The sequence below is a fragment of the Constrictibacter sp. MBR-5 genome (assembly GCF_040549485.1).
In the GTDB taxonomy this organism is placed as follows: Bacteria; Pseudomonadota; Alphaproteobacteria; order JAJUGE01; family JAJUGE01; genus Constrictibacter.
Window position 1 is genome coordinate 154,151 of the sequence record NZ_JBEPTK010000005.1, and the last position, 21,235, is coordinate 175,385.

At 68.4% G+C, this 21,235-nt stretch carries 20 protein-coding genes and 1 tRNA gene; 15 read left to right on the forward strand and 6 right to left on the reverse strand.

Going from position 1 to position 21,235, the window contains the following annotated elements; genetic code table 11:
- The gene (gene flgG / locus ABIE65_RS12980) at positions 1-786 is read right to left on the reverse strand and encodes a flagellar basal-body rod protein FlgG (RefSeq protein ID WP_354078174.1); all 786 of its coding nucleotides are present in this window, start codon (positions 784-786) and stop codon (positions 1-3) included.
- Between the two features lie 46 nt (positions 787-832).
- Positions 833-1,558, reverse strand: coding sequence for a flagellar basal-body rod protein FlgF (gene flgF, locus ABIE65_RS12985; protein WP_354078175.1), 726 nt, complete (start codon positions 1,556-1,558; stop codon positions 833-835).
- A 227-nt stretch (positions 1,559-1,785) separates the two neighbouring features.
- Here flgF and ABIE65_RS12990 point away from each other — a divergent pair, with 227 nt between their 5' ends.
- The 14 genes from ABIE65_RS12990 (at position 1,786) to ABIE65_RS13055 (ending at position 15,314) form a co-directional block, all read left to right on the forward strand.
- Positions 1,786-2,331, forward strand: coding sequence for a flagellar basal body-associated FliL family protein (locus tag ABIE65_RS12990; RefSeq protein ID WP_354078176.1), 546 nt, complete (start codon positions 1,786-1,788; stop codon positions 2,329-2,331).
- A gap of 9 nt (positions 2,332-2,340) precedes the next feature.
- On the forward strand, positions 2,341-3,420 hold the full coding sequence (fliM, locus tag ABIE65_RS12995) for a flagellar motor switch protein FliM (RefSeq protein WP_354078177.1): 1,080 nt from the start codon (positions 2,341-2,343) through the stop codon (positions 3,418-3,420).
- 14 nt (positions 3,421-3,434) lie between these two features.
- Positions 3,435-3,860 (forward strand): DUF6468 domain-containing protein, encoded by a 426-nt coding sequence (locus ABIE65_RS13000; RefSeq protein ID WP_354078178.1) that lies wholly within the window; start codon positions 3,435-3,437, stop codon positions 3,858-3,860.
- Positions 3,857-4,504 carry a MotE family protein gene (locus ABIE65_RS13005; RefSeq protein WP_354078179.1) on the forward strand — a complete coding sequence of 216 codons (648 nt, stop codon included), beginning with the start codon at positions 3,857-3,859 and terminating at the stop codon, positions 4,502-4,504. The genes ABIE65_RS13000 and ABIE65_RS13005 overlap by 4 nt, the downstream gene beginning before the upstream one ends.
- 108 nt (positions 4,505-4,612) lie before the next feature.
- Entirely contained in the window at positions 4,613-5,002 is a 390-nt protein-coding gene (locus ABIE65_RS13010) for a response regulator (RefSeq protein WP_354078180.1), read from the forward strand.
- A gap of 10 nt (positions 5,003-5,012) precedes the next feature.
- Positions 5,013-5,585: a protein phosphatase CheZ gene (locus ABIE65_RS13015; protein ID WP_354078181.1), complete on the forward strand. Its 573-nt coding sequence runs from the start codon at positions 5,013-5,015 to the stop codon at positions 5,583-5,585.
- A 27-nt stretch (positions 5,586-5,612) separates the two neighbouring features.
- Positions 5,613-6,278 carry a hypothetical protein gene (locus tag ABIE65_RS13020; RefSeq protein WP_354078183.1) on the forward strand — a complete coding sequence of 222 codons (666 nt, stop codon included), beginning with the start codon at positions 5,613-5,615 and terminating at the stop codon, positions 6,276-6,278.
- Position 6,279: 1 nt separating this feature from the next.
- A complete protein-coding gene (locus ABIE65_RS13025) occupies positions 6,280-6,951 on the forward strand; it encodes an OmpA/MotB family protein (protein ID WP_354078184.1) in 672 nt (223 codons plus the stop codon).
- Between the two features lie 3 nt (positions 6,952-6,954).
- Positions 6,955-10,467: a tetratricopeptide repeat protein gene (locus ABIE65_RS13030; protein ID WP_354078186.1), complete on the forward strand. Its 3,513-nt coding sequence runs from the start codon at positions 6,955-6,957 to the stop codon at positions 10,465-10,467.
- A 116-nt stretch (positions 10,468-10,583) separates the two neighbouring features.
- Entirely contained in the window at positions 10,584-11,921 is a 1,338-nt protein-coding gene (locus tag ABIE65_RS13035) for a protoglobin domain-containing protein (protein WP_354078187.1), read from the forward strand.
- 139 nt (positions 11,922-12,060) lie between these two features.
- Complete coding sequence (locus ABIE65_RS13040) at positions 12,061-13,191, forward strand: M20/M25/M40 family metallo-hydrolase (protein ID WP_354078189.1); 1,131 nt, start codon at positions 12,061-12,063, stop codon at positions 13,189-13,191.
- Between the two features lie 4 nt (positions 13,192-13,195).
- A complete protein-coding gene (locus tag ABIE65_RS13045) occupies positions 13,196-14,146 on the forward strand; it encodes a polysaccharide deacetylase family protein (RefSeq protein ID WP_354078190.1) in 951 nt (316 codons plus the stop codon).
- A gap of 8 nt (positions 14,147-14,154) precedes the next feature.
- Entirely contained in the window at positions 14,155-15,219 is a 1,065-nt protein-coding gene (locus ABIE65_RS13050) for an alpha/beta hydrolase (RefSeq protein WP_354078192.1), read from the forward strand.
- A gap of 19 nt (positions 15,220-15,238) precedes the next feature.
- Positions 15,239-15,314 (forward strand) — tRNA-Arg (locus ABIE65_RS13055).
- 282 nt (positions 15,315-15,596) lie between these two features.
- Here ABIE65_RS13055 and ABIE65_RS13060 read toward each other — a convergent pair.
- Complete coding sequence (locus ABIE65_RS13060) at positions 15,597-16,577, reverse strand: NAD-dependent epimerase/dehydratase family protein (protein WP_354078194.1); 981 nt, start codon at positions 16,575-16,577, stop codon at positions 15,597-15,599.
- Between the two features lie 95 nt (positions 16,578-16,672).
- Here ABIE65_RS13060 and ABIE65_RS13065 point away from each other — a divergent pair, with 95 nt between their 5' ends.
- The gene (locus ABIE65_RS13065; protein WP_354078195.1) at positions 16,673-17,314 is read left to right on the forward strand and encodes a TetR/AcrR family transcriptional regulator; all 642 of its coding nucleotides are present in this window, start codon (positions 16,673-16,675) and stop codon (positions 17,312-17,314) included.
- A gap of 149 nt (positions 17,315-17,463) precedes the next feature.
- Here ABIE65_RS13065 and ABIE65_RS13070 read toward each other — a convergent pair whose 3' ends face one another.
- Genes ABIE65_RS13070 through ABIE65_RS13080 form a run of 3 tightly spaced genes read right to left on the reverse strand, consistent with a single transcriptional unit; the run spans position 17,464 to position 21,060 of the window.
- Positions 17,464-17,931 (reverse strand): flavodoxin family protein, encoded by a 468-nt coding sequence (locus tag ABIE65_RS13070; protein WP_354078197.1) that lies wholly within the window; start codon positions 17,929-17,931, stop codon positions 17,464-17,466.
- Positions 17,932-17,965: 34 nt separating this feature from the next.
- On the reverse strand, positions 17,966-19,339 hold the full coding sequence (locus ABIE65_RS13075) for an MFS transporter (RefSeq protein WP_354078199.1): 1,374 nt from the start codon (positions 19,337-19,339) through the stop codon (positions 17,966-17,968).
- A gap of 44 nt (positions 19,340-19,383) precedes the next feature.
- Positions 19,384-21,060: a thiamine pyrophosphate-binding protein gene (locus ABIE65_RS13080; RefSeq protein WP_354078201.1), complete on the reverse strand. Its 1,677-nt coding sequence runs from the start codon at positions 21,058-21,060 to the stop codon at positions 19,384-19,386.
- Positions 21,061-21,235: the final 175 nt, after the last annotated feature.

Below are 21,235 nucleotides of genomic sequence, written 5' to 3' on the forward strand. Positions count from 1 at the left end.
TCAGCGCAGCTGCGTCAGGGTCTGCAACATCTGGTCGGAGGTCTGGATGACCTTGGAGTTCATCTCGTAGGCGCGTTGCGCCGTGATGAGGTTGGTCAGCTCGGCGACCACGTTGACGTTGGAGGTTTCCAGGAAGCCCTGGCGGAGCGTGCCGTAGCCGGCGTTGCCGGGTGTCGCCGTGGTGGCCGCGCCGGAGGCCGTCGTCTCCTTGTAGATGTTGTCGCCCGTCGCCTCGAGGCCGGCCTCGTTGGCGAAGGTGGCGAGGTCGATCTGGCCGGCGATGGTGGCGTCGACCTGGCCGTCGAGCTTCTGAATCACCTCGCCGCTGGCGTTGACCGTCACCGAGACGGCCTGCGGGTCGATGACGATGCCGGGCAGGAGACGGTAGCCGTCGGCGGTCACGATCTCGCCCGTGGCGCTGAGCTGGAACGAACCCGACCGGGTGTAGCCGGTCTGGCCGTCGGGCAGTTCCACGCGGAAATAGCCCTTGCCCTGGATCGAGATGTCGAGCGCGTTCTCGGTCACCGTCAGGTCGCCCTGTTCGGTGATGCGATAGACCGAGGCGGTCTTCACGCCGACGCCGATCTGGATGCCGGACGGCACCACGGTGCCGGCGTCCGACGAGTTCGACCCGACCCGGCGCAGGTTCTGGTAGAGAAGATCCTGGAACTCCGCCCGCTGCCGCTTGAAGCCGGTCGTGTTGACGTTGGCGATGTTGTTGGAAATCACCTCGACGTTCAGCTGCTGCGCCAGCATGCCGGTAGAAGCGATGCTCAATGATCTCATCGTAGCCTGATCCTGGTAATCTGCGGGTCGCGGGGACGGCGTGGCGTCAGCTCTGCTGGGTGTCGGGCAGGCGGCGGATCATGTCGCGCAGCCGCTCGTGTTCCTGCTGGACCATGTTGTCGGTCCCCTGGAACGACCGGAGGATTTCCATCATCCGGGTCATCTCGACGATCGCCTGCACGTTCGACTGCTCGAGCATTCCCTGGGTGATCCGGCTGTCCTGCGACGGCTGCGGCGCCGCGTCGGTGGTGTAGAGTCCGCTGCGCGACTTGCGCAGTTCGTAGCCATTCTCGAACTCCACCAGCTGGATCCGCGCGATACGGTTGCCGTCTGCCGAGACGACGCCGTCCGGCGTCACGACGACGTTGTTGGTGCCGGGCGGTACCACGACCTCGCGGCCCCGATCGTCCAGCAGCGGATACTGGTCGCCCGTCACGACGGCACCTTCCGGACTGAGCTGGAAGTTGCCGGCCCGCGTGTAGCGGTCGCCCGTCGGCGTGCCGACGACGAAATAGCCTTCGCCGTTGATGGCGAGGTCCAGGCTTCCGCCGGTGTGGGAGAGCGGACCCTGCTGCTGGTCGCGGACGACCGCGACGTCCTCGACGTAGGAGACCTTGGTGTTCGCGGCGGGGTGCGTCACATACTCCGAGAACAGGACGTGCTCGCCCTTGAACGCGGTGCTGTTGGCGTTGGCGATATTGTTCGCCACCACCTCCATCTGCCGCATCAGCGTCATTTGCCGCGACAGGGCTATGTAGCCGACATTGTCCATGGTGCCTTCCGGGTCTCTCTCGCCGACATGGTCGTGCCATTCCGATAGCACTGGCCATGCCACCCGGCGGATCGGCGGAAAACCGCCGTTTCTCGCGACGCCGAGGGTGCAGGCGGGCAAATTCTGCCGGGCAGAGCGTGCCGGGGCGGCACCCTTAAACCCCGCGTTAACCAGCCCGCCCTAGGTTCCTCCCGAGCGACAAATCGTGAGTACAAGGACGCGCCCCCATGGCCGCCAACGCCACTACCGTCGATGCAGCACTGGACGGCGCCGATGGGCTGCCGCCCAAGCGGAAGTCAGGGAAGAAGCTGGTTCTCTTCATCCTGCTGCCTCTGCTGCTGCTGGGCGGCGGCGCGGGCGGCCTCATCGCCACCGGCATCATCGACCTCGGCGGCGGCGGCGAGGCGGGGGCCGAGCATGCCGAGGCGCCGCACGGCGAGACGAAGCACGAGCCGGAGGCACCGAAGGAACTCGTCTTCTACGACGTGCCGGACATGCTCGTGAACCTCACCTCGACCGGCCGGCGTACGAACTACCTGAAGATCCGCGTCAGCCTCGAGGCCGGCAGCCAGGAGGACGTGGCGAAGCTCCAGGCGCTGTCGCCGCGCATCATCGACAATTTCCAGGTCTATCTGCGCGAGCTGCGGGTCACCGATCTGCAGGGGTCGGCGGGCATGGCGCGGCTGCGCGAGGAACTGTTGCGCCGGGTCAGCGTCGCCGTGGAACCGATCAAGATCCACGACGTGCTCTTTCGCGAGATGCTGGTCCAGTAGGAGTCCATCATGGCCGAAGAAGGTGCGATGACGGACGAGGACAAGCTCGCTGCCGAGTGGGAGGCGATGGCCACCGCCGACAGCGAAGAGAACAGCGAGGAGCCGGCCTTCGCGGCCGGAACGGACCGCGCCCTCAACCAGGACGAGATCGACTCTCTCCTCGGCTTCTCCAACGAGGGCGAGGGCGAGAAGGAACTCTCCGGCGTCCACGCCATCGTCAACAGCGCGCTCGTCTCGTACGAGCGCCTGCCGATGCTCGAGGTGGTGTTCGACCGCCTCGTCCGGATGATGTCGACCAGCCTGCGCAACCTGACGTCCGACAATGTCGAAGTCTCGCTCGACAACATGCGTTCGGTGCGATTCGGCGACTATCTCAACTCGATCCCGCTGCCGGCCATGCTCACCGTCTTCAAGGCGGAGGAGTGGGACAATTACGGGATCATGACGATCGACAGTTCGCTGATCTACTCGGTCGTCGACGTCCTGTTGGGCGGTCGCCGCGGCACGACCGCGATGCGTATCGAGGGGCGGCCCTACACCACGATCGAGCGCAACCTGATCACGCGCATGGCGCATGTGGTCCTGGCGGACATCTCCGCCGCCTTCGATCCCCTGTCGCCGGTCATCTTCCGTTTCGAGCGGCTGGAGACCAATCCGCGCTTCGCCACGATCGCGCGGCCGGCGAACGCCGCGATCCTGGTCGAACTGCGGATCGACATGGAAGACCGCGGCGGCAAGCTCGAACTCCTGCTGCCCTACGCGACCCTGGAGCCGGTGCGCGAACTGCTCCTGCAGATGTTCATGGGCGAGAAGTTCGGCCGCGACTCGATCTGGGAGAACCACCTCGCCAGCGAGCTGTGGCAGACGGAGGTCGCGGTCGAGGCGGTGCTCGACGAGGTGACGATGCCGCTGCGCAGCATCCTGGAGTTGAAGGTGGGCACCCAGATCCTGCTGAATGCGACGCCCGAGTCCCAGGTGAAGGTCCGCTGCGGCGGCGTGCCGATGTTCGACGGCCGCATGGGTCGCAAGGGGCGCAACATCGCCGTCCAGATCGACCAGCGCGCCAACGGCCACAAGTTCATGCGATGAATATTCCCTTCCTCATGGACCTGGTGCTCGCCGGCCTGCTGGTGGCGATGATCGTTCACGGTGTGCTGCTCAACCGGCGGCTGTCGCAGCTGCGCAACGACCGCGACGAGCTCGCTGCCGTCGTTCGCGATTTTCAGGTTGCGACCGGTCAGGCGGTGGCCGGGCTCGACGGCATTCGGGTCGCTGCGGACAGTACGGGCCGGACGCTCCAGGAACGGATCGATTCCGGCAGGGCCGCCATTCGCGATCTCGAGTTCCTGGTCGAGCGCGGCGAGCGCGCCGCCGAGCGGCTCGAGGCGGGCTCGCGTCCGGTCGCGCGTCCGGTCGCGCGTCCGGCGTCCCCGCTGGCGGCCAGCGCCACCGCGCCTGCGGCGGCCCCGGCTCCGGCCGCCGCGACGGATGCACGTTCCCTTCTGAAGGCGATCGAGGGCATGCAATGAACGCGAAGAGCTTTCTGCCGCGCGTGGGACTGCTTCCCGTGACCCTGCTGGTCGCCGCCTCGGTGTTCAGCCTGAAGGTGTCGGACGTCTGGCAGGGAATGTCGGACCTGCGCGCACCGGTCCAGGTGGCTGCGGCCGTCGCCGCGGAGCCGCAAGCGGAGAAGCCGCAGGCGCCCGCCGCACCGAAGGCGGATGCCGAACCGGCGCCTCCCAAGGACCCGGCTTTGCTGACGCAGACTGAAATCGACCTGCTGCAGAAGCTGTCGGCGCGGCGCGAGGCCATCGAGAAGCGCGAGCGCGAACTCGACATGCGCGAGACGCTGGCCAAGGCCGCCGAAGCGCGCCTCGTGGCGAAGGCCGCCGAACTCGACCAGGTTCAGAAGCGCATCGAAGACCTGATGAAGCAGCACGACGAGAAGCAGGCGGAGAAGCTCGACAGCCTCGTTTCCATCTACGAGAAGATGAAGCCGGCGGATGCGGCCCGCATCCTCGAAGGTCTGGAAATGGACATCCTGATCGACGTGCTCAGCCGAATGAAGGTGCTGCGCAGCTCACCGATTCTGGCGTCGATGGATCCCGCCAAGGCGCGCGAAGTCACCGCCAAGCTCGCCGAGCGCGAACAGCCGTTGCAGGCCGGCGGCTGACATTCTGTCCTCATCGGATCCCGTCGATTTTACCGCAACTTAACGCACGGCCGCTAGTCTCGCTTCAGTAACGTGTGGCGGTGGCCGCGAGCAGAGGACGAAGAAGCGATGTCGGTCGATTACAGCATGAACATCCTGATCGTGGACGACTACAAGACGATGCTGCGGATCGTCCGCAATCTGCTGAAGCAGCTGGGCTTCGAGAACGTCGACGAAGCGACGGACGGCGGCACGGCACTTCAGAAGCTGCGCGATCGTCCCTACGACATGGTCATCTCGGACTGGAACATGGAGCCGATGACCGGCCTGCAGCTCCTCAAGGAGGTGCGCGCCGATGCGAAGCTCAAGTCGCTCCCGTTCCTGATGATCACGGCCGAAAGCAAGCCCGAGAACGTGATCGAGGCGAAGAAGGCCGGGGTCAACAATTACATTGTCAAGCCGTTCAACGCCGACACGCTGAAGACCAAGCTGTCTTCGGTGCTCGGCACGGCGCTCTGAGGAGCCCGCGATGACTACGGGCACGATCGAACATGGAGAGGTCTCGATGATCGTTCGCGAGATCATGACGAGCCTCGACGGCGACCTGATCGCCGCGGACATGAAGCTGCATGAGGAGATCACGCAGCTCGCGGAGTATATCCGCGATGCCCGTCGCGAAATCGCGGAACTGGATACCGACGAGATCCGTCGCCAGCACATTCCGGCAGCGACCGACGAACTCGATGCGATCGTGGCCGCCACCGAGGAGGCCACGGGCGCGATCCTCGACTCCGCGGAACTGATCGAGGGGGTCGCGGACGGCCTGCAGGGCGAGGACCAGGCCAAGCTCAGGGACGCCACCACGAAGATCTTCGAGGCGTGCAACTTCCAGGACATTACCGGCCAGCGTATCGGTAAGATCGTCCGCGCGCTCAAGCATATCGAAAGCAAGATCGAGTCCCTCGTCCAGACCTTCGGCAGCGGGTCCGCGGTGCCGAAGCCGAAGGCCGACACGGGTCCCAACCTGCTGGAGGGGCCGGCACTTCCGGGCGGCGGTACCAGCCAGGAAGACATCGACAAGCTCCTGGCGAGCTTCGACTGACGCCGGGCGGCCGGCGAGGAGGGATGAATGGAACCCGCCGGCGCGCGCGCCGCGACGACGGCCGACGCTACGGCGATGTTCCTCGTCAGCCTCTACCTTGTCCTGCTGGCTTTCTTCATTCTCCTCGCCGTCATCTCGACGTTCGACGGGCAGAAGAGCGAACGTGTCCTGCAGAGCGTGACGTCCCGGTTGGGGCCAGGCCCCGGCTGGATGCCCGCAGTGCCGGACACCGGGGCCGGGAATGCGGCTGCACTGCGGTCGGCCGGGGATTTGCGCCGCGAACTGCGTGAGGCCTTCGATGCCGAGGTGCCCGGCGTTCGCTTCGGCGTCAGGCAGTCGGGCCGGATCCTCGAAGCGACCATGCCCACGCACATGATCTTCGACGAAGGCACCGCCGTCGCGAGGGGGCTGGCGAAAGGCGGGATCGGCTTGCTGATGGGCCGTGTCGCACGCGCGGTGAATGCCGCGGTGCCCGCGGTCCGCTGCAAGGTCGAGATCGTGGTGCGCGACGGCATCCAGCCGCCACTGACACCGCACTCGCTGAGCGTACGTCGGGCGGATCTCCTGGCCCGGAGCCTTCGAGCCGCGGGGTTGGCCGAATCGGAGATCCTGGCCGGAGCGGAGGCGGGCGAGCGTCCTGAGATCCGGTTCGTGTTCCGGATACTGGCCGAGCCTGCCGCCGAAGGCGGCTGACATGCGCGTCTATCTGCTGCCGAAGCCGACAGGCGCCGCCGCAGGCGGCTGGCTGATCACGCTCGCCGACCTGATCGCGCTCATGCTCTGCTTCTTCGTAATGATGTTCGCGATGTCCTCCCTCGATACGGGACGATGGAATGCGGTCGCGGAGGGAATGCGGCACGCGCTCCCGGCGCGCGACGAGACGAAGGCGCCGAGGCCGGAGGCCGACACTGCGGCCAAGCCGCTGCCGACCGACGAAGGACTGGATCTCGGCTATCTCGGCGCCCTCCTGTCGGAGCGCATCGCGCAGGACGGGTCGCTCTCCAGGGCCGTCGTCTCCGGCCGCGACGGCTCCCTGGTCGTCACGCTGCCGGGGGACTTGCTGTTCTCGGGTGCTGACGCCATGCTCCGCCCTGAAGGTGCCCGCGCCGTCCGTCGACTGGCGGGGCTTCTGGCGAACGTTCGCAACGAGATCGCGGTGGTCGGACATGCAACCCGCTCGGCCGATCAGGATGGCTGGGCACACGGCATCGCGGCGGGGTCCGCCGTGGCGGGGCTGCTCGGTGAAGGCGGGGTCCGCGCGGGGATGAGAGTTCTCGGGATGGCGGCGGCCCCCGGCCGCGCCGACGGTGTCGGCCTTGCCGCCACGCGGGTCGACATTCTGGTCCGGGAAGACGGGGTACGCTGACGCATGCGAGTGATCGGCCTGGCGTTCGCGGCGGCACTGCTGGCAGGTCCGGCTTCCGCCCAGACGCCCTCCGACGCACGGGGACCGGAGTTGCCGGTCAGGGTCTGGACGGCAGACGGGGGCGGCAACATCCGCCTCGAACTGCCCGAAGCCATCATGCACGAGACCCGGATGGCGGGCGACCGGATCACGCTCCGTTTCGCGCAGCCGGTGCGGACGGATCTGGTCGCCGTGATGAAGGGGCTGCCGGACTATGTGCGCTGGGCGGAGGCAGGGGCCGACGGCCGTACTTTCACGTTCAGGCTGAAGCAGCCGGTCAGGTTGCGGGAGAGTACGAACGGCGGCGTGGTGCTCCTTCAACTGGCACCCGAGGCCGACGGCCCCGCGGTTGCGGAGCAGACCGTGCGGGTGCGGACGGGCGTTCATCCGGGATATTCGCGGATCGTGTTCGACTGGCCGGACCTCGTCGCGTACGAGGCCAGCCAGACGCCCGACGGCCTTCGGCTCTCGTTCGACGCTGCCGCCCGCTTCGATCTCGGTCAGGCCGGTGGACCTGCGCAGGCCTTGCGCGTCCTGCCGCCGACCGACGGCAAGTCGGCCGTCGTCGTGACGGTGCCCGGCGGTTCCGAGGCGACCCACTTCCGGTTGGGCAACCGGGTCGTCGTCGACATCGCGCGGCGCGGCGACGGTCCGGCCGCCGTCGCTCGTGCCGAGCCGTCCGCCGCGCCTGCGCCGCCGCCGCGGACGCCGGCGCCCGCCAGGTCCTCGGCAAACGAACCGACACCGCCGCTGCCGCGTGCGCGACCCGATGGGAGGAACGTCCCGGCAGTGCCTCCCGCTGCAGCGGCTCCCGTGGCAGCGCCTCCGGCGGCAGCGCCGGCGCCGCCGGTCGCCATTGTTCGAGCACCGTCCACTCCACCTCGGCCCGCCCCAACCACGCCTGCGCCTATCCCGACACCCGCTCCCGCACCGAAGGCAGAGCCGGCTCCCGAGCCGCCGAAACCGGCGCGTCCGGCGCCGCCGCCCGCCGTTGCGGCGGCACCGGCGACGCCGGTTGCCCCGGAACCCGTCCGCCCCTCGCCGGCCCGTCCCCCCGCCCAGGCGACGCCCGCCCCAGCGACGCCCGTCCCGGCGGAAGGCGGAGCACCGGTCCAGGTCAGCCGCGGCGAGAGCAGGCTGCGCATGGCCTTTCCCGGAACGGCAGGTGCCCGCGCCGCCGTGTTCCGCCGTGCCGGGCAGGTATGGGTGGTGTTCGACCGGGCCCTGCGTCTCGACCTCGCACCGGTGAGGGCGGGTGCCGTGGATCTCGTGCCGACGATCGAGCAGCAGCCCAAGCGCGACGCGACCGTCATCCGCATCGTCCCGTCGCCCGGGCTGGAGCCTGCCGTCGATCGCGATGCCGCCGGCTGGGCGGTGACGCTGTCGCCGCAGCAGACGGGGCCGGAACGCACCTTCGACGTACGGGTCGAGGCGGCGCCGCAAGGCGGCAGTCGCGTCGTCATTCCTGTCGATTCCGCCGGGCCGGTCGTCGAAGTCACGGACCCCGATGCCGGTGATCGCCTGCTGATCGTGCCCGTCGGGCCCGTCCACCTCGGCGTCGCGGGGGCGAGGAACTATCCGGAGTTCTCCTTGCTGCCTTCGCCGCAGGGGATCGCCATCGGCGCCCGCACCGAGCGGCTGCGGGTCAACGCCGGTCCGAGTGCGGTGGAGATCACGACCGGTCGCGGGCTGCTGCTCGAGAATGCCGTCGTTTCGCCGCTGGGAACGCCGGCGGCGCCGGCCCCCCCGGAACGGCGAACGGAGGTCGACACCGGTCCGCCGCTGTTCGAGTTCGCGCGCTGGTCCCGCGCCGGGCGGCCCTTCAACGATGTCCGGGCTGAACTGCAGCGCGCCATTACGACCGCGCCACCCCTCGATCGCAATCCGGTGCGGCTGGAACTGGCCCGATTCCTTCTGGCACGGGGCTTCGCGGCGGAAGCGCTCGGCCTGCTTCGTCTGGTTAGCGACGACGCGCCGGCCATCGCGACGCGGCCGCAGTTCCTCGGCATGCGCGCGGCGGCACAGACCTTGAGCGGACGGGACGAGGAGGCGCGGGCCGACTTCGGCGATCCCGTGCTGGCGGGCGAGGCGGAAGCCGCCCTGTGGCGCGGGTTGCTTCTGGCGCACGAGCAGCGCTGGAGCGAAGCCGCGCAGCGCTTCCGTGCCGGCAGGCGGTTCGTCGACACGTATCCGGATTGGCTGCGCGGCAAATTCGCGCTCGCTGGCACGGAAGCGGCAGTCGAGACGGGCGACGCTCGGATGGCCGACGACTGGTTGAACCTGCTCGTCGACGCCCGGTTGGAGGAACCGACCCGGTCGCGCGCCGACTATCTCCGCGCGCGAATGCTGCTGGCGGACGGCTCCCTGGACGCCGGGCGCGAAGCCATGACGCGTGCGGCTGCCGGGGGGGACCGTCTCACGCGGGCGCGCGCCGGTCTGGCGCTGGTCGAACTCGGTCTGGCCGACGGCACGATGACGCACGATCAGGCGATCGCGGAGCTGGAGCGGCTGCGTTTCGCCTGGCGGGGCGACACGCTGGAATATGAAGTGCTGGCACGGCTTGGGCAGGCATACCTGGACGCCGGCAAGCACTGGGAGGGGCTGACGGTCTTGCGCAACGCATTGTCGGTCTTCCCGGAGGGCGACAAGACGGCGGCCCTCACCGAGCGGATGACGAACGCGTTCCGGGCGATCTTCAGCGAGGGCACCGCGACCGACCTGTCGCCGCTGAAGGCCATGGCCCTCTACGAGGAGTTCCGGGAGCTGACGCCGTCCGGCGCCGACGGCGAGAAGATCCTGCGCAGCCTCGCGGGACGGCTGGTCGCGCTGGACCTGTTCGAGCCGGCCGCGACGATTCTCGACGACCTCGTGCGCAATCGCCTCACGGGCGCGGCACGTGGTCGCGCCGCGGCCGACCTCGCACTCGTCCATCTGCTCGACAACAAGCCGCAGACGGCGATCGCGGCGCTGGATCTGGTCCGGGCCGACGATTCCGGCGCGACGATCCGGCGGCGCCACCTGCGAGCCAGAGCCCTGGCCGATCTCGGCAGGCCGGCGGAGGCGATCCGTCTGCTGTCGGGCGATTCGAGCCGGGAGGCCTATACCCTGGCGGCCGATATGCATTGGCGGGCGACCGATTGGCCGCGCGCCGCGGCGGCCTATCGGCAGCTTCTGTCCGGCGTCGAGGCTTCGGCGGCGCTGGAGGACGACGACGCACGGCTCGTTCTGCGGCTGGCGGTGTCCGAAACGCTCGCGGGGAACAAGGCCGGCGCGCGGGAACTGGCCGCCAAGTACGGCCGGGCGATCGCCGCCACGCAGCACGGTCCGGCGTTCGCGCTGGTGGTGTCCGGCACCGAGGCGCAGCCGGGCATAGACAAGATCGCAGCCGCGCTGGCCGGCGCGGATGATTTCAAGTCGCAACTGAAGGCTTACCGCGAGGCCTTGGAAAAGCCTGCCGAGGGAAAAGGGGCTTCTTGAGACATTCTGTCTGCTCGCCGCACGTTGACGGCCGAGGAATTCGATTCACGCTTAACGTGCAATTTACGGTACGGCCCGATCCTCCGCGAAATTGACCCCTATGCGGATGCCCAATGATGGCCGAGAACAGTAAAATCGGAAAAGATCTGGACTTCGTCGGTATCGACGAGAACACGCGCAAGGCTCTGCGCGACTTCTGGCCGGCCGTCGAAAAGAATCTTCCGGAACTACTGTCGGCGTTCTATGCCAAGATCGTGACGATCCCCAGTCTCGCCGCCATACTGGGCGAACAGAGCGAGCGGCTGAAGGGTGCGCAGTCTGCGCATTGGAAGCGTCTGTTCGAGGCCAAGTTCGACGAAAGCTATGTCGAGCAGGTGAAGCGCATCGGAAATGCCCATCAGCGGATCGGTCTGGCGCCCGCGCCGTATGTCAGCGCCTACGGTCTCGTCCTGCAGCAACTGCATCGGATTGCCGCCGAAACGTATCGCTGGAACGGCCGTCGGCGTGCAGCCGTCGTCGACGCGGTGGACAAGGCGCTCTTCATGGACATGAATCTCGCCCTCGCGGTCTACGAGGAGGAGGACGTGAACGCCCGCCGGGGGGCCCGCCAGCGGGCGCTCGACGTCGCGGTGTCGCGCTTCGAGACCGGTGCGGCAGCCATGCTGGCGGCCGTCGGCGAGGCGACCACGACCGTCGACCGTTCGAGCGGGGCGGTGGCGCGCAACGCCACGGAGAGCCGCGAGCAGGCCATGCACGTGGCCGCCGCGGCCGAACAGGTGGCCGGCAACGTCCAGACGGTGGCCGCCGCCGTCGAGGAACTCTCGTCTTCCGTGCAGGAGATCGGTCGTCAGGCCGCGCAGTCCTCCGAGGTCGGCAACAGGGCGGCCGAGCGTGCCGACAAGAGCGGCGACACCATGCGGGCGCTGGTCGCCGCCGCGGCGGGCATCGGCGAGATTGTCGAACTGATCAACGGCATCGCGGCCCAGACCAATCTGCTCGCCCTCAACGCCACCATCGAGGCGGCGCGTGCGGGCGAGGCGGGTAAGGGCTTCGCCGTCGTCGCATCCGAGGTGAAGAGCCTGGCGGGACAGACCGCGCGCGCCACCGAGCAGATCGGCGGGCACATCGCGGCGATCCAGGCGCAGGCGGGCGATGCGAGCGCCGCCTTCGGCGGCATCATCGAGGCGGTTACCGACATGCGCACCTTTGCGGCCGGCATAGCCGCAGCGGTGGAGCAGCAGGTGGCTGCGGTCCAGGAGATCGCGCGGAACGTACAGCAGGCGGCAAGCGGCACCGCCAGCGTCACGCGGAGCATGGACATGGTGAGCCGCTCTGCAAACGAGACGGGAGAGGCCGCGGCCGGTGCCCATGCGGCCGTCGGCGGCCTGGCGGAGAAGTCCGATGGCCTGCGTCGCACCATCGACACCTTCCTCGAAGAGGTCCGCGCGGCATAGTGCCTGCCCGGCATGCTTCCTGCTAAGGCCTCGCAGCATCGATGGCACTCCCGGGCGGCTTTACCCTGAGCCGCCCGGCTGCTTCTATCGGCGCCGCCATCTGCGGCCCGTCCGAGCCGCATGCCAGACCGGAGGCCGCATGTCAGATCCGAACTTCGACCCCGAGACGATTCTCGCCGGCATGCGGCAATGGGTCGAGATCGAGAGCCCGACCTACACCCCCGCGGCGGTCAATCGCTGCATGGACGCGGCCCAGGCGGCCCTGGAAGGCATCGGCGGCTCGACCGAGCGCATTCCGGGCCGCGACGGCATCGGCGACATCGTCAAGGTCCGCCTGCCGGGCGAGAAGAACGGCCCGGGCATCCTCGTCCTCGGCCATCTCGACACGGTCCACGAGATCGGCGCGCTGGCCGGGCCGCTGCGCTTCCGGCGCGAGGGCGACAGGGTCTACGGCCCCGGCATCCTCGACATGAAGGGCGGCAACTACGCCGCCTATTGGGCGCTCCGCCAGCTCTACGCGACCGGCTCGCGGCCGAAGCTGCCCGTCACCTTCATGCTGATCCCGGACGAGGAGGTCGGCAGCCCGACGTCGCGCGACGAGATCGAGGCCGAGGCGAAGAAGCACAAGCTCACCCTGGTGGTCGAGCCGGCGCGCGACGACGGCGCGCTGAAGACCGGCCGCTACGGCATCGCCCGCTACCGCATCCGCACCGAGGGCATACCTGCACATGCCGGCGCGCGCCATGCCGACGGCCGCAGCGCCATTCGCGAGATGGCCCACCAGATCCTCGCCATCGAGGGCATGACCGACTACGAGCGCAACATCACCCTCAACGTCGGCAACATCGCCGGCGGCAAGCACGTCAACGTCGTGCCCGTACACTGCGAGGCGCAGATCCTGGCGCTGGTTCCCGGTCCGGCGGACGAGCAGGAGGTGCTGGAGCGCCTGATGAACCTCAAGCCGGTCAATCCCGACGTGAAGGTCGAGGTCGAGCGTTTCCTGTTCCGGCCGTCCTTCGAGATGTCCGCCGAAGGCCGCAAGCTCTACGACCACGCCGTGATGCTGGCGCGGGAGATCGGCTTCGATCCCGACCATTTCACCGCCGGCGGCGGCAGCGACGGCAACTTCACCGGCGCGCTCGGCGTGCCGACGCTCGACGGCCTCGGCATGGTCGGCAGCGGGCCGCACACCGAGCACGAGCACATCCTGTTCTCGCATATCGAGCCGCGCACCCGACTGCTCTATCGCCTCTTCGAGACGCTGGAGTAGGGCGATGACGGTTGCGCAGGACGGTCGGGACGGGATGAGGCGGGATTTCCGCGGCTATGGCGGCGACCTGCCGGACGCGCGCTGGCCGGGCGGCGCGCGGGTCTGCGTGTCGCTGGTCGTCAACGTGGAGGAGGGGGCCGAACTCAACCTGCGCGCCGGCGACGAGGCCAACGAGCCGGTGCACGAGATCGTCTCGACCGTGCGCGACGTGCCCGACACCTGCATGGAGTCGCATTTCGAATACGGCACGCGCGCCGGCTGGTGGCGTGTCGCGAACCTGATCGAATCCTACGGGATCCCCTGCACGCTCAACGTATCGGCACGCAGCTTCGCCGAGTCGCCCTGGCTCGCCCGGGACGCCGCCCGCCGCGGCTGGGAGCCGATGTGCCACGGCTGGCGTTGGGAGCCGCAGTCCCACATGGACGAGGCCCGGGAACGCGCCGTCATCCGCCGCGCCGTCGACACCATCGCGGCGACCATGGGCCGCCGCCCTGTCGGCTGGCACACCAAGTCGGCGACGTCCCTGGCGACGCGCCGCCTGCTGGTCGAGGAGGGCGGATTTCTCTACGATTCGAACGCCTACAACGACGACCTGCCCTATGTCGTGCCGGTGCTCGGCCGGCCGCACGTGGTGCTGCCCTACAGCTTCGACACCAACGACATGCGCTTCACCGCCCAGGGCGGCTTCGTCCATGCCCGCGACTTCGCCGACTACTGCATCGACGCCTACGACTGGCTGTGGCGCGAGGGTGCCGACCGGCCACGGATGATGACCGTCGGGCTGCATCTGCGCATCATCGGCCGGCCAGGCCGGATCTCCGGCCTGGAGACCTTCCTGAACCATGTGCGCGGCAAGGGCGGCGCCTGGTTCGCCTGCCGCGAGGACATCGCCAGGCACTGGCGCGACGTCGCCGGCCTGCCCGCCTGGACGCCGTCTCCTCCGGCGGCGGGATAGCGGCCGGCGTGCGTTTCCCCGTGAGCCTGAAGTCGCCGCTCGCCGTCCTCGCCGTCGCGCTCGGCCTGGCCGCCTGCGCGCCGGTGGTGCAGCCGCCGGGGCCCGGTCTCGGCGCCGCCGCGGCACCGGCGATCGTCGCCGGAACCGCCCCGACCGAGGTCTTCGTCACCGGCGACGGCATCCACCTGCCGCTGCGCCGCTGGCTGCCGGACGGGCCGCCGCGCGCGGTCGTCCTCGCCCTGCACGGCTTCGGCGACACGAGCAACGCCTTCGCCATGCCTGCGCCACGCTTCACCGCCGACGGCGTGGCACTCTACGCCTACGACCAGCGCGGGTTCGGCGGCGCGCCGCACCACGGCCGCTGGCCCGGCGTGGACCGGCTGATCGGCGATGCACGCGACGCCGTCCGCCTGCTCCGGGCGCGCCATCCCGGCACGCCGCTCTACGTGATGGGCGAGAGCATGGGCGCGACGATCCTGCTCGTCGCGCTGACCGGCGAGGGGGCACCGGAGGTGGACGGCGCCATCCTGCTCGCCGCGGCGGTGTGGAGCGCCGACCGGATGCCCTGGCTCTACCGTGCGACGCTGTGGTTCGCGGCGCACACGATCCCCTGGTATCCGTTGAGCGGACAGGGGCTGAAGATCATCCCGACCGACAATCCCGAGGCCCTGCGCCGGCTGCGCGACGATCCGCAGGTGATCAAGCAGCCGCGCGTCGACCTCATCGGCGGCCTCGTCGGCGCCATGGGCGTCGGCGTGCGCGACGCGCCGGCCTTCGACGTGCCGGCCCTCATCGCCTATGGCCTGCGCGACGAGATCATCCGGCCCGACCCGATGCGCGCCACGCTCGACAGCCTGCCGAAGCCGCCGGAGGGCAAGTGGCGGCTCGCGATTTATCCCGAGGGCTATCACCTGCTGCTGCGCGATCTCCAGGCGAACCGCGTCATCGACGACATCCTCGCCTGGACCAGGGATCGCGATGCGCCGCTTCCGTCCGGTGCCGACTGGCAGTCGATGCGGCGTCTTCACGGAGAACCGGTGGAACCCTTTGCACCGTCCGCCGCCTTGCGCTAAGTTCCGCCTCCCACGCGCTGCGCCCGTAGCTCAGTGGATAGAGCGTCGGCCTCCGGAGCCGAAGGTCATAGGTTCGAATCCTATCGGGCGCGCCAAACTCCTGCCACTCCCGAATGAAGCTGGGCACCGATCGGCGGTCCGACCCGGGTGTGTTTCATGCCGCTCTGGAAACTGAAACCGTGGCCGCGTAACTAACGAAGATCGGCCTCCGGCAAATCCGGCGCGGTTCAAGGTAAAGACGCCAGTACCCGGACCGGTTTCGATGACGGAGCCGAAGTTCCGTCAAGTTTCTTGCGTGATCAATCGTCCAAGAGAATGCCCGGACGGTACAATCAAGCGACGCGAAGCGGCTTTGGATGCGCATCTGGAATTCATGGTCAGTGAGCTCTCGCGCGCATTTCCTCGACGCCTTGCTCCCAGGTGACGACTGGAGCATATCCCAGTTCATCGCGGGCACGGCGATCGGACATGGTGAAGTCGTAGCCGACCAGTCGCAGCATCTGGCGCGTCAGCGGCGGCTCCCCCTTTAGGCGGAAGCTGCGCCATGCCGCTTCCATGACGGTCGCCAGGAACCAGGCGACGCCGAGGGGGGCAGACCTGTTGCCTGGATCAACGCCCTGTGTGGCAAGCAAGGTCCCCATGACCTCCCGCAGGCTTCGGTCCCTGCCGTCGGTCACGAAATAGGCGCGACCGCCGGCCGAGCTTTCGGCCGCGAGCACGGCGGCATGGCACACGTTCTCGACATGCGCGGTGGACATCAGGCTCTTGCCGCCGCCCGGCCACCTGAACCTCCCAGCATTCACATTCTGGATTGTCTCCCGGATCATGGGCATACCTGCGCCCCAGATCATCGGAGGAAGGATGATCGCCGTGCGCATGCCTCTAGGATCGTCAGCCGCGAGTACCAGTTGCTGCGCGCGTCCCTTGGAGGCGGTGTAGGGTGCCCATTTCGGGAATGTCTGCGGGGCGTCTTCAGTAACACCGAGCATTGGTTTGCCTTCGCCCATGACGACGGCACCCGCGCCGATCTGAACGAAACGCTTGACCCCCTGCGCCTTTGCCGACGCCAGCACATTGCGGGTTCCGTCGACATTCGCCCCCTCGAACGCTTCTGCCGATCCCCAAAGCTTGAACATGGCTGCGGCGTGGAACACCACCTCGGCGTCACCGATCCCACGTGACAGCGCCTCGACGCTGTCGAGGTCGCCCGGCACCGGCACGGCACCCAGTGCTATCAGCTTTGCCGCATCACCGGGCGACCGGTATAGGGCACGGACCTGCCAGCCTCTGTTCACGAGCATCTTAATCAGTCGGCCACCGAGAAAGCCGGTGCCACCTGTCACGAAGGCCTTGGTCATTTCGCCACCTCTGTGCATGCGCCGTCCTTACAAATTACATATTAGGTAATTTGTAATTTGTCGACAAGGGATCGGTGTGCGCTTATTTTTTCGCCATGTCAGAAAAGCAGAACGTCATCTCGCCTACGGCAATCCTCGATGCTGCGACGGCGCTCGTCCGTCGACTGGGCGAAGGCAAGACGAATATGGTGGATATCGGCAGAGCGCTCGGGGTCAGCCACGCTGCGCTCTATCGGTTCTTTCCCTCCAAGGCCGCGGTTATGGACGCCATCGTTCAAGAGGCCATGGACGAAGAGGAGGAACTTGCCGGGAAGTGGTTGGACGCGGAGGGAACGGCTGCCGAACGCCTGCTGCTTATGGTTCTCGACATCCACCATCGCAAACGTGCGCGATTCACAGGCGACAGGGAGATCCATGATCTGTATCGGCGTATCCTGGTCGAGCGGCAGGACATGATCGTCGCTTACTCGCAGCGCATGACACGGTTGATCCAGACGCTGATCGCTCAGGCTGTTGACCGGGGAGAGTGGCACGTCAGCGACGTGGCCCAGGCGGCAAGCGTAGTGCGCGACGCGGTCACGGCCTTCATTCATCCCCAACTGCTTGCGCAGGCCATCGAAGCAAACGCACCTGTCGAGGATCAACTCTGCGCCACGGTGGCAACCCTCACCCGAGCCTTTGAGGCTGGTGTTGACTACAGCCGCACCCGTTCGTTGGTGAGTCGTTCGAGACCTTGATCTGGGATCGGAGCCGGAGTGCTCCGAATGCGATAGGTCCTTCAGCCGAAGTTACATAGATAAAACAATAACATAGGAGTTCCCAGTTTCATCCTCTCCGGCGCGCCACCAATCCCAATCACCTTGCCGCCGAGCTTCACTCCTGGGACTCAGATGATCCCCGCGTCCAGGCTGGCGGCGATCGTGGCGCCGAACTCTTCGCACAGTTCGACGAAGGCCTGCTGGAAATCGCCGCGGCAGACGAGCGGATCGCGGACGGCGCGCCAGCGCAGGCCGGTGACGATCGTCTCCACGGCGCGGCGGGTGCCCGTGCCGTCGTGGCCGGCGCGGATGAGCAGGGCGTAGGGCAGCCCCTGGGTGTGTTCCAGGCAGGGATAGTAGGTGCGGTCGAAGAAGTCCTTCATCCCGCCGCTCATGTAGCCGAGATTCTCGGTGGTGAAGAGGATCACCGCCTGGGCCGCCATCACGTCGTCCGGGCCGGCGTCGAGGGCGGCGCGGGCGACGATCTCGACCTCGTCGAGCTCCAGCTGTTCGGCCCCGCGAATCACGGCGTCGCGCAGCAGCCGCGTGTTGGGCGAGGGCGCGTGGGCGACGATGAGCAGGCGTTTCTTCGTCATGGTCCCGATGACATTGGGTCGACCGCCGCGAGGGTCAAACGCGCGCGGCTCCGGTCCGGTGCCGACGGGCGATCAGCATCGCGGTGATCGCGGCTGCGAGCAGCGAGGCGGCGAGCAGCGTGCCGCGGAACGCACCCAGGAAGCTCGCGGCCGCATCCCGCCCCTCGGCGAGCGACGACGCCTGGAGCTCGCCGAACAGCAGCGACAGCAGCGCGGCACCGCCGACGACGCCGACCGTGCGGGTCAGCATCGCGAGGCTGCCGGCGACGCCGCGGTCGGCGGCCGGCATGGCGCCGGTCACCATGTCGAGATTGGCGACCTGGAACAGGCCGGCACCGAAGCCCTGGACGAACAGCGCGGGCGCCAGCAACGCCACGACCGGCGCGCCGTCCCAGCGCGAGACGGCGAACAGGCCGGCCGCGACGAGTGCGGCCGCGCCGATCGCCACGACCTGCGGCGAGAACCGCGCGACGGCGCGCCCGGCGATCGGCGAGGCCACGACCATGCCGATTGGCCCGGAGGCGAGGACGATGCCGCCGAGGATGGTGGAGAGCCCGGCGACCGCCGTCAGATAGAACGGCACCAGCAGCATGACCGAGAAGATGGCGATGTTGATCAACGCGTTCGCGGCGTTGACCAGCAGGAAGCCGCCGCGCCGGAACAGCGACAGGTCGATCAGCGGCGACGCGCAGCGGCGCTCCCAGGCGAGGAACCCGGCGAGGCCCGCAGCGGCCGCGAGCGCCAGGGCCACAGCCGAGGATGCACCTCCGGCGCCGATCCGCGTCAGCGCCAGGACGAGCGTCGCCAGCGTGAAGGCGAGCAGGCCGGCGCCCAACGCGTCGAACCCGTGCGTGCCCGCCCGCGGCGCACGCACCGGCAGGCCGTGCAGGCACAGGAGGGCGAGGGCGGCGAGCGGGGCTCGGAACCAGTAAACGGCGCGCCAGCCCCATTCGTCGACCAGCACGCCGCCGAGCAGCGGCCCCAGCGCCGAGCCCAGCGCGAAGATCATCGCATAGAGGCCGAGGACGGCGCTGCGCCGGCTCTCCGGATAGAGGCTGGTCATCAGCGCCGGCCCGCAGCTCAGGATCAGCGCCGCTCCGATGCCCTGCAGCACGCGCGCGCCGAGCAGCAGGCCGAAGTCCGGCGCCGCGGCGCAGGCCGCAAAGGCGAGGGTGCTGCAGGCCAGCCCGACCCTGAAGACCAGCGCATAGGCGAACAGGTCGCCGATCCGGCCGAAGGCCAGCATCAGCGCCGCATGGGTCAGCACGTAGCAGATGACGATCCACTGGATCGTCGGGATCGGCAGGGCGAAGCTGGCGACGATGTCGGGGAAGGCGATGTTGACGGACGAATCGAGCGGCACGGTCATGGTGCCGAGGCCGATCAGCGCGACCTGAGCCGTCCGCAATCCCGACACGGCGCCCGCAGCGCGCCCGTCTTCCGCGCCGGCCGTCAGACCTGGCCTTCCACCATCACCTCGATCAGCACGGGCTCGCTGCCCGCCATCGCCTCGGCGAAGCGCGTCTCGAAGTCGGCGCCGTTGTCGACCCGGTGCGCCTTCAGGCCGAAGCCTTCGGCGAGGCGGGTCGCGTCGATCGGGGGGTCCTTGAAGTCCATGCCGATGAAGGTGTCGTTGCCGTGCCACGCCTTCAGGCGCTGCTTGATGATGCGGTAGCCGCCATTGTTGCAGAGCACGAAGACGACCGGCAGCTTCCGGCTGGCCGCACTCCACAGCGCCTGGATGCTGTACATGGCGCTGCCGTCGCCGATCACGGCGACGACCCGCCGCTCCGGCTGGGCGATCTGCGCGCCGACCGCCGCCGCGATGCCCCAGCCGATGCCGCCGCTGACGTTGCCGAGGTAGGAGTAGCGGTCCTTGTACGGCAGGTATGTGTTGAGCGCCGCCGCCGTGGTGATGCCCTCGTCGACGACCACCACGTCGTCCGGCAGCATCGCGCAGAGCGACATCATCAGCCAGTCGGCGCTCATCGGCGTCTGGCCGGCCTTGGCCTTCGCCGCCTCGATGCGCTTCGCCTTCGTCGCGGTCCAGTTGCGGTCGGCGAGTGCGGCCACGGTCGCGGCGTTGCGCTTCGCGCGCGCCTCGCCGCCCATCTCGGCCAGCAGCGGCGTCAGGACCTTCAGTGTCTCCTTCACGTCGGCGCGCACCGCCATGGCGGCGGCGTAGTTCTTCCCCATCTCCCAGTCGCGCTGGCCGATCTGGATGACCTTCATGTGCGGCGGCAGCGGGTCGACCTCGCTGTAGATCGACATGCGCAGAACGTCCGAGCCGACGCAGATCAGGGTGTCGTACGGTTCGAGCAGGGCGCGGACCTGCTTCTGGTCGCGCGACGGCTGGCCGAGGAACAGCGGATGCTCGGACGGGAAATGCGCGCCCGTCACCACGGTCTGCTGATAGACCGGCGCGCCCAGGGCGTCGGCGAAGGCGCCGGCCTCGTCGAAGGCGTCGCTGGTGACGATCTCGTGGCCGGCAATGATCAGCGGCTTCTCCGCCGCCAGCAGCATTTCGGCGAGCGCCCGCAGCGTCTCGTCGGAGGGCCGTGCCTTCGTGTCGACGCGCGTCGCCTCGCCGATCTCGATCGCGCCGAAATCGTTCAGGATGTCGCCGGGCAGCGAGATGAAGACGGGCCCGGTCGGCTCGGTCATCGCCACCTTCGCGGCGCGGTGCATGGTGCGAGGAAGGTCGGCGAGCCGCGTCACCTCGGTCGCCCACTTCACGACAGGGCTCGCGATCGGCACCAGCGGCGCATAGAGCAGCGGTTCGGTGAGGCCGTGGCCCTGTTCCTGCTGACCGGCCGTGACGATCAGCGGCGTGCCGGAAACGTAGGCGGTGTAGAGCGTGCCCATGGCGTTGCCCAAGCCAGGCGCCACATGGACGTTGCACGCCGCCAGCTTGCCCGACGCGCGGACATAGCCGTCCGCCATCGCGATCACGACCGATTCCTGCAGGCCGAGCGTGTAGCCCATGTCCGGATAGTCGGTGAGCGCATGCATCACCGGCAGTTCGGTAGTGCCGGGATTGCCGAACATCTCCGTCACGCCCTCGCTGCGCAGGAGTTCGATGAAGGCGTTGCGGCCGCTGATCCGGTTGGTCGGGCTACTGTCGGGCATGTCCTGTCTTTTCTCGCTTCGGCGGGAGGGCGCAGTCTCGCCCCCGGCGGAGATGCGCGCAAGTAGCCGGCGGCGGACGTGGAGCGTCGTCCAGCCAGGCGCAGGATCGCCGGCCCAGCCTATGGCAAGGCGGTATGCCTGCTGACTATGGACGCGCCCGATCCTTTTGCCGAAT